Origin of the sequence: Clostridium lundense DSM 17049, from assembly GCF_000619945.1 — a bacterium.
GTDB classification, from domain to species: Bacteria; Bacillota; Clostridia; order Clostridiales; family Clostridiaceae; genus Clostridium_AO; species Clostridium_AO lundense.
In genome coordinates this window covers 121,524-135,590 of the sequence record NZ_JHVC01000010.1, presented here as the reverse complement: position 1 = coordinate 135,590, position 14,067 = coordinate 121,524, and the positions used below count along the sequence as shown (strand labels likewise).

Here is a 14,067-nt window from a genome sequence, read left to right as displayed (position 1 = left end):
TCTTTTAAATACAAAAAGGACTATAAAATTGATTATTTCATCAACTCTATAGCCTTTTTTATTATTTACTTTACATATCTACTTACACCATATCAAATCCCCACTCTTACTCTAACACCCTGAATAACTTCTTTATTTTTAAAATCATCACCATTTGTGTTAAAGTTATAAAAGCTTGCAAAGTGAGTAAATTCAATGATTATAAGGAATCCTTGCGACGTATTCCTACTACACACTCCACGTGGCCAGTTTGCGGAAACATATCCACCGGCTGTACCTTTTCCGTTTTATATCCTAGCTCCTTTAGAATTCCCAAATCTCTAGCAAGAGTTGCTGGATCGCAGGATACATATACTATTCTTTTTGGATTTATTTTAGCTATCTCTTCTAAAAGATATTTTTCACAACCTTTTCTTGGTGGATCAACCACTACTACATCGGCTTTTATTCCTTTATTAATAAGCTCCGGAATTACTTCCTCTGATTTTCCTACTATAAATTCTGCGTTATGGATACCATTTTCCTTAGCATTTACTTTTGCATTATCTATAGCTTCTTTTATAATTTCTACTCCATATACTTTTTTTGCTTTCTGGGATAAAAATAATGAAATTGTTCCTGTTCCACAGTAAGCATCAAATACTATTTCTTGCCCTTTTAAATCAGCATACTCTAATGCCTTGCTATATAGTATATCTGTTTGAATAGGATTTACTTGAAAAAACGATAATGGAGATATATTAAATTTAAACTTTCCTATATAATCTACTATAGTATCTTTTCCCCAAAGAGTAATATTTTTTTCTCCCATTATTACATTAGTTTTTTTATTATTTACATTCTGCATAATGCTTTTTAATCCAGGTATGTTTTGAACCATAATATTAACAAACTCTTCTTTATAAGGCAGTTCATCAGTTTTTGTAACTATAACTACCATAACTTCACCAGTTTTAAAAGCTCTTCTTATCATTATATGTCTTATACTTCCTTTATGTATCTCCTCATTATAAGGTTCAATATTATACTTCTTTATCCATTCCTTTGTTAAAGCAATAACCTTATCTCCTATTTCATCCTGTATATAGCAGGTACTTATATCAATAATTTGGTGACTTCTCTGAGCATAAAAACCTATTTTCACTTCACCATTTTCTTTTCCTATAGGCAGTTGAACCTTATTTCTGTATCTATATGGATTTTCCATACCTATGACAGGTTCTACTTCTACATCTATCTTTCCTATTCTATTTATAACGTCTTTTACCTGTTGCCTTTTAAATCCTAGTTGTTCCTTATAGGACATGTGCTGTATCTGGCACCCACCACATCTATTATATATTGAACAAACAGCTTCTGTTCTATTTAAAGAAGGTTCTACCACTTCTACTAATTTTCCAAAAGCAAAATTTTTATTTACTTTTACTATTTTTACTTTACATCTTTCTCCCTTTATTGCATGAGGAATAAATACTGTAAAGTTTTCTATTTTACCTACACCTTCACCTTCACTACCCATGCCACTTATATCAATAATGTAATCTTTATTTTTTTCTACCGGAATATTTTTCATCATAACTATCACCTTTTAATAAATATTTTGTATATAACACATGTACTATGGTATAGTAAAGAGAATACCATTGCAATAATAATATACTTACTTTATTATATTTATCAATATATTTTTTCAAAAAAATTGCACCTATAAAAGGTGCTAGTAAGAATCAGTTATCCTTATTTTCATCATCATTCTATTATATCCATATATTTATATAATATACGTAAAAATAAAAATATTATATATTATTCATCGAAACATGTCCTTACTTTTTTAAGCATTTTTCTTATTGGAAGATCATAAGGACATTTTTTCTCGCAGCTGCCACATTCCACACAATCCTTTGCTCTACTCTTTATGCTAAAGTATCTTTGTTCTGCCCAATCCTTTAATCCATACTTCTCTTTATAAGCTTTTAATATTAATATACCTGGTATATCTATCCCTTTAGGACATGGCCCACAATATCCACATCTTCTACAAAATTCAGTTCCCAATTCCCTAGATATTTCTATAATCTTATTTCTCTCATCTTCTGTAAGAGTACTTATATTTTCTCCTACTTTACTATTTTCCTCTATTTCTTCAAAGGTAGCCATTCCCGGAATAGCAGTTGTAACATTGCTGTTCTGTAAAATGTATTTAAGAGCTAGTTTACCATCTGTTAGTGCTCCTCCAGCCATAGGCTTCATAGCAATAACACCTATATCTAATTCCTTTGCCCTATTAAACAACTTCTCTCCTTGATTTTCAACTAAATTATAAGGGTACATTATACTTTCAAATTTTCCTGTTTCTATAGCTATATTAAGTATATCCAAGCTATGTGATGTAATACCTATATGCCCTATCTTACCTTTTTCTTTCATTTCTAACAAAGCATTATAAGCCCCATCTTCACTTAAAACTTTATCATAATCTTCTTTAGTCTTTACATTATGAAGCTGATATAGATCTATATAATCTGTTCTTAAATTTGCTAAACTCTTTTCAACATCTTTTATCATTGATTCTTTATCTCTTGCCATGGATTTTGTAGCTATAATCCATTTTTTTCTTCTGCCTTCCATAGCATATCCTATGTACTCTTCTGATACTGTATATCCTCTAGCAGTATCAATAAAATTTATTCCCTTTTCTTCACATCTTATTAGAAGATTTTTTACTTCTTCCTCATTAGTTTTTTGAATAGGTATTCCTCCAAACCCTATTATTGATACTTTTAATCCAGATTTCCCAAGTGTTTTATATTCCAATACTACCCTCTCCTTTCCCCATGTTTTAATACAATTTTATATTTAGCTTTTTTTATTGTCAAATATTAAAAGGATGTCTAATAGACATCCTTTTATTTTTTTATCTTAATCTTATGAATCTATTTATGGAATAGTAACTCTTCCATTATATACAATTCCTCTTTTTACATCCATAGTTACGTAAGAACCACTTTTTAATACTTCCATCGCTCCACCTGCACTACAAATGAATGGTATTTCTTGAGTAATACATTCTATAGCTAAGTGAGAAGTTAATCCTCCCTTTTCTGTTATTACTCCCCCTACTCTATCTAATGCACAGATATATTCTATATCTGAATTCTTAATTACTAGAATATCTCCCTTTTCCACAATTTCATTTGCTTCTTTTGGACTATTTGCAACCTTTATTGTTCCATAACCATGATTTATTCCAGATCCTCTTCCCTGTACCAAAATATCTCCTACTACATGAACTTTAAGCATGTTAGTAGTTCCTGAATAACTAACAGGTATTCCAGCTGCAATAACTACTAAATCTCCCTTATTTACATATCCTGATTCTAGAGCCATTTCAACAGAAGTTTCAATAAGTTCATCTGTAGATTCTACTGCCTTAGTCAATATAGGAAACACTCCCCAGTTTAAAGCTAATTTTCTTGCAACGCTTTTACTTGGAGTTACTGCAATTACTGGACAACCAGGTCTATATTTAGAAACCATTTTGGCTGTATATCCACTTTGAGTAGCTGTAATTATAGCTGAAGCATTTAATTCTGCCGCAGTAGTACATGTTGCGATACTTATGGCATTAGCTACATTCATTACATGTGCTTCTCTCTTCTTATTTAAAATAGCTTCATATTGAATTTTAGCTTCTGCTGCTGTAGCTATTCTTGCCATAGTTCTAGCAGCTTCTACTGGATATTTTCCTCCTGCTGTTTCTCCACTTAGCATTATAGCATCTGTTCCATCAAATATAGCATTAGCTATATCCGATGCTTCAGCTCTTGTTGGTCTTGGATTTCTGATCATTGAGTCAAGCATTTGAGTAGCTGTAATAACTGCTTTTCCCGCCTTATTACATTTTTCTATAATCATTTTCTGAATTAGTGGTACCTGTTCTATAGGAATTTCTACTCCCATATCTCCTCTTGCTACCATTATTCCATCAGAAAATCTTATTATTTCATCAATATTTTCTACACCTTGATGATTTTCTATCTTTGAGAATATTTGAATGTCATTACCACCATTTTTTTCCAAGACTTTTCTTATAGCTAAAACATCGGATGCTCTTCTTATAAATGAAGCAGCAATTATATCTACTCCTACTTCACATCCAAATTTTAAATCTTCTTTATCCTTTTCTGTTAATGATGGTAATGATGTAACAACACCAGGTACATTTACACCTTTATGATTTCCTATAGAACCACTATTTTTAACAATGCAATGTATTTTATTTTCTTCAACTTCTTGCACTTCTAGTCCTACAAGTCCGTCATCTATAAGTATCATATTTCCTGGTTTTATATCTTCTGCAAGCCTATCATAAGTTATTGAACACTTTGTTTCATCACCTACTACTTCTTCCCCACAATATATTGTAAACTTGTTTCCTTCTGCTAATTCTACTTTACCATTTTGAAAATTTCCAGTTCTTATCTCTGGTCCTTTAGTATCTAATATTATGGCTACTTGCTTATTAAATTTATTGCTTAATTTTCTCACTAATTCTATTCTTACTTTATGTTCTTCATGAGTTCCATGAGAAAAATTATGTCTTGAAGCACTCATTCCTGATTTTATTAATTCACTTAGTACCTCTTCATTATCACTAGATGGTCCAATTGTAAAAACCATTTTAGTTTTTTGCATAAAAACACCCTCCTCTTATCTAAAGTCAATTCTTATATAATCTATTAGTATGATAATGCAGTTGCTATATCATATAATTTTTCATCAAACTTTCTTTCCATAGCTAATGCTTCATCTATATCTATATCTATTACCTCTCCACCTCTTACTCCTACAACCCTTGATGATTTTCCATCCATTAAAAGCTCTACTGCTCTATATCCTAATCTAGAAGCTAATATTCTATCGTTAGCAGTTGGGCTTCCGCCTCTTTGTATATGTCCTAATATTGTTGCTCTAGCACCTATTCCAGTAACCTCTTCTACTTTCTTAGCAATTTCATTAGCTCCTCCTACACCTTCCGCAACAATTACTAAATTATGTCTCTTTCCTCTTAACTTACCTTCCAATATGGTTCTACATAATTCATTTATATCGTAGCCTTTTTCTGGAACTATTATGCTTTCTGCTCCTCCTGCTAGCCCTGCATACAAAGCTATGTCTCCACAATTTCTTCCCATAACTTCAACAATACTTACTCTTTCATGTGAAGTTGATGTATCCCTTAACTTATTTATTGCATCCAATACTGTATTTACTGAAGTATCAAAACCTATAGTATAGTCAGTATAAGCTAAATCATTATCTATAGTACCTGGAAGACCTACTGCATTGATTCCATACTTTGTCAATGCTTGTGCTCCATGAAATGATCCATCTCCACCAATTACTACAAGACCATCTATTCCAAAAGCATTTAAAATTGCCGCTCCTTTTTTCTGACCTGCTTCAGTTTTAAACTCCTCACTTCTAGCAGTTCTTAATATGGTTCCACCTCTATGAATGATATCTGCAACACTTCTTCTATCCATTTGGAATATTTCACCGTTTATGAGTCCACTAAATCCTCTCTGTATTCCCATAACTGTTAATCCTTTATCTAAACATGTCCTAACTACCGCTCTTATAGCAGCATTCATACCTGGGGCATCTCCACCACTTGTTAAAACAGCTATCTTTTTCATACTATACCTCCTATGTTACCGCTTGGACATTTTTAGTCCCACTTATTTTATAAAGAAAAATTTTCTCTGTATATTATTAATTTTAATAAAATTAAGTAAAATATGCAATGATTTAAACAAATAATTAGACAAAATAAACAAAATATTAAAGAAGTTAATAATCTTCTTTAATATTTTGCTTATTTTCTATAATAAATATACTATTAATTTAAACAACTCTAACATTGTCTTTTCCAAAACTATTTTGGAAATAATCCAATACTTCTTTCTCCTTGTTTACCCATAAATCCTTATTTATTAAAAATGTTTTTTTATTTTCATTAACATATAAATATAACGGAATATCTCCTCTATATTGTATGCATATTGGCTTTAATTTCTTCATAACATCAGTTACATGCTTCTCTTCTTCTATTCTTATATAGATTTTATTATAAGAGCAATCTTTTTCTTCACTTTTTGATAAAGCCTCAATACTTTCACACAGTATTTTAGGTTGTTCACCTTCCCTTATATTTACTCTTCCTTTTACTATTATCATTGAATCATCATCTATTAGATCCCTAAACTTATTAAAGGTTTTTGGAAAAACAATAACTTCAATAGAAGCATATAAATCTTCTATAGTCATAAAAGCCATCATCTCATTATTTTTAGTTATTTTTTTATTTACTGAAGTTATAATTCCTCCTATTTTAACTATTTCTCCATCTTTTACAGTTTGCTCCTGTTCCACTAGGTTGTCTTCTAAAGTTTCAGAATTAATTATTTCAGATATGTTCATAATAGAACTTCCGCTTAGTATATCCTTATATTCCTCAAGTGGATGTCCAGATATATATAGCCCTGTCATTTCTTTTTCCATAGCTAATATATATTTTTTATCAAATTCCTTTATGTTAGGATATTCAATTTTTACAGTGTTTTCTTCAAAATCCGCAAAAAGATTTATTTGCCCATTTATATTTTTCTTTCTATCGTTATTTGTACCATCTAATATTTTTTCATATACTGCTAACATTTTTGATCTATATATTCCAAAATCGTCGAAGGCTCCTGATTTTATTAAGCTTTCCACAGCTCTTTTATTAACACAACTTAAATCTATCTTATTGCAGAAATCAATTAAATCTGTAAAGTTCTCCTTTTCCATTCTAGACTTCACTATACTTTCTATAACATTAACACCAACATTTTTTATAGATGCCATACCAAATATTATCTTGTCTTCTTGAGAATTAAACTTACTATAACTTTTATTTATATCTGGAGGTAGCACTTCTATGCCTCTTTCATTAGCAAATCTTACATAGTAAGCAACCTTTTCATTATTTCCTATTACACTATTTAACATAGCTGCTATAAATTCCGTTGGATAATATCTCATTAAATAAGCTGTTTGATAACCTACTACTGCATAAGCAGCAGCATGTGATTTATTAAAGGCATAAGAAGCAAAATCCATCATTTGGTCAAATATTTTATTAGCTACTTCTTCTTTTATACCATTACGTACACAACCTGGCACCTCTACATTTCCATTTTCATCAACAATTCCATAAATAAAATTCTTTCTTTCCTCTTCCATAACCTTGTGCTTCTTTTTGGACATGGCACGTCTTACAAGGTCACTTCTTCCCATAGAATATCCAGCTAACTTTCTAACAATCTCCATAACCTGTTCTTGATAAACCATACACCCATAAGTTACAGAAAGAATATCTCTTAACTCCGGGGTTAAATATTCTATTTCGTCAGGATTTTTTTTATTGGAGATATACTTAGGTATTTCTGCCATAGGACCTGGCCTATAAAGACTTATACCAGCTATTATGTCTTCCAACGAATCTGGCTTTAGTTCTTTCATAAAATTAGTCATTCCAGGGGATTCTAGCTGAAATACACCTACAGTTTTACCTTCGCTAAGCATTTTATAAACTTCTTTATCTTCAAAGCCTACTTTATCTAAATCTATCGTTACACCTTTATTTTCTTTAATCATAGTTGTAGCATCTCTTATTACAGTTAATGTCCTTAACCCTAAGAAGTCCATTTTTAATAGGCCTAGTTCTTCTAATGTTCCCATGGTAAATTGAGTTACTATATTGTCTTCATTTTTTTGAAGTGGTACAAAGTTCACTAAAGGCTGGGATGCTATTACTACCCCAGCAGCATGAGTTGATGTATGTCTTGGTAATCCTTCTAATTTTTTAGCTACTTCAATTAATTCTTCTACTCTTTCTTCATCTTCATAAACTTTACGCAATTCAGGATTTAACTCTAGAGCTTTATCAATTGTCATTGTTGTATTAAGTGCAGTAGGAATCATTTTAGCTATTCTATCTACTTCAGCATAGGAATAATTCATAGCTCTACCTACATCCCTTATACATGCTCTTGCTGCCATAGTACCAAAGGTTATAATTTGTGATACATTCTCTGCTCCATATTTCTCCACAACATAATCAATAACTTCTTGTCTTCTTTCATAGCAAAAATCACTATCTATATCTGGCATTGAAACTCTTTCTGGATTTAGAAACCTTTCAAATATAAGTCCATACTTAATTGGATCTATTTTTGTAATACCTAGAGTATAAGCTACAATAGATCCAGCTCCACTTCCTCTACCAGGACCTGTCATTATCCCATTTTCCCTTGCAAATCGGATAAAATCCCACACTATAAGGAAATAATCTACATAGCCCATATCCTTAATTATCTTTAACTCATATAATAATCTTTCCTCTAGTTCTTTTGTTATTTCAGCATATCTTTCCGTTAGTCCTGTATAACATATATCCTTAAGATATTCATAATGGTCAACTTCCTCAGGAAGAGGAAAATTCGGCAACTTAGATTCATGAAATTTATAATCAAAATTACATTTCTCTGCTATCTTAATTGTATTTTCCAACGCTTCTGGTACATGAGAAAACATTTCATACATTTCTTCAGGAGATTTCAAGTAAAATTCATCTGAAGGATATCGCATTCTGTCTTCCACATCTACAGTTTTTCCTGTTTGAATACATAAAAGTACATCATGTGGCTTATAATCTTCTTTTTTTATATAGTGAACGTCATTAGTAGCTACTAATGGTATATTGAATTTTTTAGACATATCTATCAGCTCATTATTTACCTTTAGCTGTTCTTTCATTCCATGATATTGTAATTCTAAATAAAAATCTTCTTTAAATGTATCCTTATAAAAAAGAGTTACTTCTTCTGCTTTTTTTATATTTCCATTTAATATATGTGATTGAATTTCTCCACCAAGACATGCACTTAAAGCAATAAGCCCCTCACTATGCTCCTTCAAAAAATCATGATCCACCCTTGGTTTATAGTAAAATCCTTCTATAGATGCTTTACTTACAATTTTCATTAAATTCTTATATCCTGTTTCATTTTTAACAAGTAAAACCAAATGATGATTTTCATTATCCTTATCACTATTTTTTATATTCATAGATTTTGAAACTATATATATTTCACAGCCTATAATAGGCTTTATACCAGCTGCTATTGCTTCTTTATAAAATTCTACACACCCATACATAACACCATGGTCTGTTATAGCTATACTTTCCATACCTAATTCTTTTGCTCTTTTTATTAATTCTGGAATTTTTGCAGAAGAATCCAGCAGTGAATATTCCGTATGTTGATGTAAACTCACCCATTTATATTGAGAGTTTTTCTTTTGTTCCATAGGTTCATTCCCTTCCATTCTTACAATTTCCTTATTTGCTAATACCCTTGGCAGACAAGAAAGCTTTTGCAATTAAATCCTTTTTGTCATCATACATACTAATTTCCACCTTACAAAAACTTCTATCCATAACCTTGCAAAAAGTCTTACCCTTATCAATAATATCTACATACGCATCAATATCTGTATCTATCTGAACTGGTTTCATAAAGTGTGTATAAATACTATCAATAAATAAATTCATGTTATTTTTTTCTTTCAAACATACTATAGCCATAGAAGAAAGAAGCATATTTAAAGAACTCCATGAAGCTGTTCCCACTGGGTCCAACATTTCTGGAGTTATTCTTCCTTCAAAATGCATCTGCTCACCTTCCCAATGAAACTTGAATCTCTTCAATACTATGTTCTCTAAGTTTTCCTCTGTCTTATGCTGCTTTGATACATATTGTAGTGCCCTCATTATATCTTTTCTTTTTACTACCCCAATTAACTTTTTGCTATATACTACAGGACAAAATTGAATTCCTTCCCTATCCATTACATGACTAGCATATGCTGCAGTAGTTTTGGGCTCCAATGTTATTACATTTTTATTCATCACTTTTTCCATTAAATCTTCATCATTTAATGATTCTAGTAACTGATTTGGTGATATCACTCCTAGTAATTTCATTTCACCATTTACTACTGGAAACATTGCTTCAGAAGTGACATTCATTAAGTCCTTCCATTGTTTTATAGTATCAGTATTTTTTAGATAAGGATAGTTACAATCCATAATATCTTCTATAATAACTATATCCTGCTTCACTATAGTTTCAGAAATAGCTTTATTAATCATACTTGCTACAGTAAAAGTATCATACATAGAACAAATTACTGGCATTTCTTTTTCATTTGCTAATTTTTTAATATTATCACTACACTTAAATCCTCCAGTTATTATTATTCCACATCCATTTAATAATGCTAATTCCTGTACTTCTTCTCTATTTCCTACTATTAATAAAGACCCAGGAGTTATATATTCTGTTATAGCTTCTGGCGTCATAGCTCCAATTTTAAATTTGCCTAAAGTTTTATGAATTCCAGCTTTCCCTGCGGCTATACTACCATCTACTATGCTAATAACTTCTCCAAAGGTTAATACTTCTTTTTTCTTTTTTTCAACCTTTTCTATTCTAACAGTTCCAATTCTAGGTATAGTAGTTACAATCCCCATGTCATCACAATCTTTTATAGCCCTATATGCAGTACCTTCACTTATACCTAACAAACTTGCCATAGTTCTAACAGAAATTTTGGTTCCTACTGATAAATTACTAATATATTTAATAACCTCTTCATGTTTTGACATGTGTAACTTCTACCTTCCTTCTTTTCTAAGTTCATCTGCTATTTTCTCAATTCTTCTTAATCTGTGATTAACACCAGATTTACCTACTGGTGGGTTTAGCATTTCTCCTAGCTCCTTTAAAGACTCATCTGGATATTTCATCCTCAATTCTGCAACATCCCTTAAATTCTTAGGAAGACGTTGAAGTCCTATTTCACTTTGTATAAGCTTTATACTCTCCACTTGCCTAACAGCAGCATTTACAGTTTTGCTCAAATTTGCTGTTTCACAATTCACTAACCTATTTACATTATTTCTCATTTCCTTCATTATTCTTACATTTTCCAGTTCTAAAAGAGATGAATGTGCCCCTATAATATTTAATAAATCACTAATTTGTTCTCCTTCTTTTATATATACTATATAACTGCTCTTTCTTTGAATTACTTTTGAGGCTAATCCATAACTATTTATAATTTTACATATGTTCTCTGCGTAGTTATCATTATGAGTTACAAATTCTAAATGATAAGTTTTTTCTGGATTACTTATACTTCCACCACCAAGAAAAGCGCCTCTAATATAAGCCCTTTTTGTCTTATCGTCATGCACTATCTTTTCAGATATAGCATAATTTAACACTAAAATACCCTCTTCACCCTTTAAAACATCTGCTTCCCTTAGTAATTTTGTAACATTCATTTCCTCTGTTATAAGAATCATATATACATTATTTTTCTTGAAAGAATTACTTTTTTTCACCATTATTTTAGTATGAATACTAAAATGATCCTTTAAAAGCTTGAATACAAGTCTAGCAATGGCAGGATTTTCTGTTGTAATTTTAAAACTAATATGTCTGTTGCCTCCAAAAGTAAGTGTCCCACTTACTCTCATTATTGCAGATAACTCTGCCAAAGCTTCCTCTTTAGTTAGTTGTGTATATCTACAAACCTCATTTTTTACCTTAGATGAAAATGACATAATTTCTTACTCCCTATTCTATTTTTTTTCTTTTAGTCTCTCTGATAAGTAGAAGTACTCTATTATCTTTCTTCTATCATATAATAATTTTTTATCCATTATAGTTTCGATTAAAATAGATGCTAATTTTTCAGAATTATGCCTAATTAATCCCTTTTTAACACTCACAAAATCTCCACCAATTATATTTACACCTAAACTTTTTATCTTTTCCTCATCTATTTTAACTAAATGAGCTGCTTCTTCCTTATATTTTCCCTCTAGATCTTTTTCTACTTTCCCTACATTTACTATAACATAGTCAACTATATTACTACCTACATGTTTAACTATAGCATTTATATGATCTGAAACAGAATATCCGTCTGTTTCACCAGGTTGAGTCATTATATTTGATACATATATTTTAACAGCATCAGTTTTTTGTATAGCTGAACTTATATCTTTTACCAATAAATTAGGTATAACACTAGTATACAAACTTCCAGGTCCTAATATAATAGCGTCTGCTTCTTTTATTGCAGTTACAGCTTCTGATAATGCTTTTGCATCCTGCGGCTGTATAAAAATCCTATCTATAGAACTATTTTGATTAATAGCTTCTTCTGGAATATTTGATTCACCTTTTACCACTGAACCATTTTTAAGCTTAGCGGTTAGAACCACATTATCCAAAGTTACAGGTACAACCTTACCAGTTACAGCCAAAACTGAACTCATCTTTTGAACAGCTTCTTCAAAGTTATTAGATATACCATCCATGGCAGCTAAAAACAAATTACCAAAGCTCTGATTTTTTAATCTACCATCTTTAAATCTATACTGTAATAACTCTTCCATTAAAGGCTCTGTATCTGACAACGCTAATATACAGTTTCTAATATCTCCTGGAGGTAGTATTCCTAAATCTTCTCTTAAATCTCCAGACCCTCCCCCATCATCTGCTACAGTAACAATAGCTGTTATATTAGAAGTATAATATTTTAATCCTCTAAGCATAGTGGATAATCCTGTTCCTCCACCTATTGCTACAATTTTAGGTCCCTTAACTAACAATCTTTTTTCATAGATTAGAGTCTCTAACTTTTTAGAATCTAATGATACATTTAGATATCCCTTATTTATAAGAGCTATAATTGATCTCATACCTTGAGTCACTGATATATATAAAATAAATACTCCGGTGATAATTAAAAATATATAAAAAGAAATGTAATAACTACTATATAATCTATGTCTTACAAATTCAATTAGAGCAAAGGCAATAAAAAGTATACCCATGGCAGCAAGTAAAACCCATCTTTTTACTTTTATACCTGGCCTAAGCCAATCAATTATCTTCATATCTTTTTACCACCCTTATTTACATCTTCTTCTATATCTCTATGGTCTATATTTACTTTATGCCCATTATCCTTCAACTTATTATAAATAGCATTGGCTATTGCTACTGAACGATGTCTTCCTCCTGTACATCCTATTGATAAAATAAGTTGTCTTTTACCTTCCTTTAAATAATTAGGGATAAGGAACTCCAACATATCCTCTAGTTTATTTATAAAATTCTTAGTTACATCATAACTTATAACGTAATCTACCACATCCTTATCATTTCCAGAGTAATTCTTTAATTCTGGTATATAATAAGGGTTAGGTAAAAATCTTACATCAAATACTAAATCAGAATCTAATGGAATACCATATTTAAAACCAAAAGATACTACTGTTATAATTAATTCATTTTCAATTTGCCCTTCCTCTCCATATATTTTGGTAATTTCTTCTCTTAATCTCATAGTTGACAAATTTGAAGTATCTATTATGTTACTTGATCTATCTCTAACTTCTCTTAATCTATTTCTTTCTGATAATATTCCATTCAAAATTCTTCCATCAGGCGCTAATGGATGTTTCCTTCTAGACTCCTTAAATCTCTTTACTAGCACTTCGTCTGAGGCATCTAAAAATAAAATTTCATATTTATATCCCTCTTGTTTGATGTATTTTAAACTTTCAAATAAATCATCGAAAAATTCTCCACCTCTAATATCAATAACTAATGCAATTTTATCTATTCTTCCTTCTGTTTTATAGCAGGCCTCTGCAAATTTAGGTATTAATGTAGGGGGTAAATTATCCACACAAAAATATCCTAAATCCTCTAAGCTTCTAATAGCTTGAGTTTTTCCTGCCCCTGATAATCCAGTAACAATTACGAATCTCATAGTTGATCCTCCTTATAAAAAAACGAAAAAAATTCTAAATAATTAACTTTTTTATTATAGCATAACACACTATTTATTAATAGTAAAAGGGTCATAATG

9 protein-coding genes are annotated in these 14,067 nt (G+C 30.6%); all 9 read right to left on the bottom strand.

The window, feature by feature from the left end; genetic code table 11:
• Window positions 1–199: 199 nt before the first annotated feature.
• Entirely contained in the window at window positions 200–1,576 is a 1,377-nt protein-coding gene (gene rlmD / locus T514_RS0113180; protein ID WP_027625211.1) for a 23S rRNA (uracil(1939)-C(5))-methyltransferase RlmD, read from the bottom strand.
• A gap of 230 nt (window positions 1,577–1,806) precedes the next feature.
• Window positions 1,807–2,817, bottom strand: coding sequence for an aldo/keto reductase (locus T514_RS0113170; protein WP_027625210.1), 1,011 nt, complete (start codon window positions 2,815–2,817; stop codon window positions 1,807–1,809).
• A gap of 123 nt (window positions 2,818–2,940) precedes the next feature.
• Window positions 2,941–4,698 (bottom strand): pyruvate kinase, encoded by a 1,758-nt coding sequence (gene pyk, locus T514_RS0113165; protein WP_027625209.1) that lies wholly within the window; start codon window positions 4,696–4,698, stop codon window positions 2,941–2,943.
• Between the two features lie 44 nt (window positions 4,699–4,742).
• Window positions 4,743–5,702, bottom strand: a complete 960-nt coding sequence (gene pfkA / locus T514_RS0113160) for a 6-phosphofructokinase (RefSeq protein WP_027625208.1) — start codon at window positions 5,700–5,702, stop codon at window positions 4,743–4,745.
• A gap of 208 nt (window positions 5,703–5,910) precedes the next feature.
• Complete coding sequence (locus T514_RS0113155; RefSeq protein ID WP_027625207.1) at window positions 5,911–9,420, bottom strand: DNA polymerase III subunit alpha; 3,510 nt, start codon at window positions 9,418–9,420, stop codon at window positions 5,911–5,913.
• Window positions 9,421–9,451: 31 nt separating this feature from the next.
• Window positions 9,452–10,780 (bottom strand): DRTGG domain-containing protein, encoded by a 1,329-nt coding sequence (locus T514_RS0113150; protein WP_027625206.1) that lies wholly within the window; start codon window positions 10,778–10,780, stop codon window positions 9,452–9,454.
• Between the two features lie 9 nt (window positions 10,781–10,789).
• Complete coding sequence (whiA, locus tag T514_RS0113145; protein WP_027625205.1) at window positions 10,790–11,743, bottom strand: DNA-binding protein WhiA; 954 nt, start codon at window positions 11,741–11,743, stop codon at window positions 10,790–10,792.
• Between the two features lie 18 nt (window positions 11,744–11,761).
• On the bottom strand, window positions 11,762–13,087 hold the full coding sequence (yvcK, locus tag T514_RS0113140; RefSeq protein ID WP_027625204.1) for a uridine diphosphate-N-acetylglucosamine-binding protein YvcK: 1,326 nt from the start codon (window positions 13,085–13,087) through the stop codon (window positions 11,762–11,764).
• Window positions 13,084–13,968 carry an RNase adapter RapZ gene (gene rapZ, locus T514_RS0113135; protein WP_027625203.1) on the bottom strand — a complete coding sequence of 295 codons (885 nt, stop codon included), beginning with the start codon at window positions 13,966–13,968 and terminating at the stop codon, window positions 13,084–13,086. Before rapZ ends, yvcK begins: the two co-directional genes overlap by 4 nt.
• Window positions 13,969–14,067 lie beyond the last annotated feature (99 nt).

Bases quoted from the DNA above. Each gene is read 5' to 3' on its own strand.
- rlmD (WP_027625211.1), bottom strand. From the start codon at position 1,576: ATGATGAAAAATATTCCGGTAGAAAAAAATAAAGATTACATTATTGAT.
- pyk (WP_027625209.1), bottom strand. From the start codon at position 4,698: ATGCAAAAAACTAAAATGGTTTTTACAATTGGACCATCTAGTGATAAT.
- pfkA (WP_027625208.1), bottom strand. From the start codon at position 5,702: ATGAAAAAGATAGCTGTTTTAACAAGTGGTGGAGATGCCCCAGGTATG.
- T514_RS0113155 (WP_027625207.1), bottom strand. From the start codon at position 9,420: ATGGAACAAAAGAAAAACTCTCAATATAAATGGGTGAGTTTACATCAA.
- T514_RS0113150 (WP_027625206.1), bottom strand. From the start codon at position 10,780: ATGTCAAAACATGAAGAGGTTATTAAATATATTAGTAATTTATCAGTA.
- whiA (WP_027625205.1), bottom strand. From the start codon at position 11,743: ATGTCATTTTCATCTAAGGTAAAAAATGAGGTTTGTAGATATACACAA.
- yvcK (WP_027625204.1), bottom strand. From the start codon at position 13,087: ATGAAGATAATTGATTGGCTTAGGCCAGGTATAAAAGTAAAAAGATGG.
- rapZ (WP_027625203.1), bottom strand. From the start codon at position 13,968: ATGAGATTCGTAATTGTTACTGGATTATCAGGGGCAGGAAAAACTCAA.